1 protein-coding gene and 1 pseudogene are annotated in these 1,465 nt (G+C 45.7%); both read left to right on the top strand.

The window, feature by feature from the left end; all coding sequences use genetic code 11:
• Positions 1–152: pseudogene (locus tag F6K49_RS48525) on the top strand (ABC transporter ATP-binding protein); the annotation flags it as partial.
• A gap of 658 nt (positions 153–810) precedes the next feature.
• On the top strand, positions 811–1,347 hold the full coding sequence (locus F6K49_RS48520; RefSeq protein ID WP_293109842.1) for an NADPH-dependent FMN reductase: 537 nt from the start codon (positions 811–813) through the stop codon (positions 1,345–1,347).
• The last annotated feature ends 118 nt before the right edge of the window (positions 1,348–1,465 follow it).

Raw genomic sequence — 1,465 nt, 5'->3', positions numbered from 1 at the left:
CAATTCGCCGCACCGCTGACCGGGTTGTTTTCCTCTACAAAGGCAAAGTACAGTGGTCCGGCAGCGTTGGGGAGATAGATACCACAGATAATCCTCTAGTGCAGCAATTCTTTAGTGCCAGTACCACCGGTCCAATTCAAGTAATAGGTTGACTCTAGATCAGGAGACTGTTTTTATTCATTAATTTGGTTAGGTTCGTTGGCTAATGGTTGAATGGCTTTAGGCATAAGGGCTGTAGCTTGAATAGTTCGTTGGCTAAGGGGCTCTAATGACTAGTCAACGACCAGGACCTGTGTTAGCCATTCCGGCTGATCTCGATGCCCTGTCGATTAAACAACAAAATGATCAGGTGCGCGCCCGTTCGCGCCCCGCGTCGGCTTTGCCCATAGGCGCGCGCAAAGAGCGAATTTAATTCTTAATGGTAAGAGCCCACCTATGGCTTATCGGTCACAGCATGATGGTCGAATGTATGCTTGCGGTCCTGGGCGGACATACTCCGATCTGCCACAAAAGGAGTTTGACAAAGTTGCTCCCAACTTGCTAGACTAAACGTAGTCATAACGAGTACGTAAAACCCTCTGTCTTTGATAATTGGTAGCTTTGACGAGAACACAGGACAACTTGCTCTACTCAAACACTCAGCACATGCGCATTCGCGCACGCGATCGCGTTCAGCTTGCTTGACCCTTGACAGTCAAGCAGACTCAGCATATGCGCATTCGCGCACGCGATCGCGTTCAGAAATCAGTACTCAGCACTCAGCACTCAGCACTCAGCACTCAGCACTATAGTTAAACAGAGGTTAGTGAGATGGTGAACATTGTTGGAATTAGTGGTAGTTTACGTCATCAATCCTATAGCTATCAGGCTCTAAAGCATGCTATAGACCGAGTTAAAGCTAATGGTGCATCCACTGAAATCCTCGACTTGCGTCAGATGCAATTACCATTTTGCACTGGTGATAGTGACTATGCAGACTATCCAGATGTCACCCGATTACAAGAAACCGTCAAGCAAGCCGATGGCTTAATTCTGGCAACACCCGAATATCACGGTAGTGTGAGTGGTGTACTTAAAAATGCCCTAGATTTGATGAGTTTTGAACATCTCGAAGGGAAAGTTAGCGGTTTGATTAGTGTATTAGGGGGTCAGTCGAATAGTAACGCTCTCAATGACCTACGGATAATTATGCGCTGGGTACATAGTTGGGTGATTCCAGAGCAAATTGCAATTGGTCAGGCTTGGAAAGCTTTTGGTGAAGATGGCAAGCTTTTGGATAAAAAACTTTCCGAGCGCTTCGATAAATTTGCTGAAAGTTTGGTAGCAAATACTCAGAAGTTAAGGTAAGCTCAAATCCGCTTAGGGACTTGGGTGTAAAAAAAATACCAATTAAAGTAGGGTGGCCAAAGTATAGCAATTCTCATTTTGAGGCGCGCACTACCATGGGAATTTAATTCTTAAGGTG

It is taken from the genome of Moorena sp. SIO3I6, assembly GCF_010672095.1.
This window is presented reverse-complemented; position numbering and strand designations above follow the sequence as displayed.

What these genes read in the sequence shown, in the direction of transcription:
- F6K49_RS48520 (WP_293109842.1), top strand. Translation starts at nt 811, where the DNA reads ATGGTGAACATTGTTGGAATTAGTGGTAGTTTACGTCATCAATCCTAT.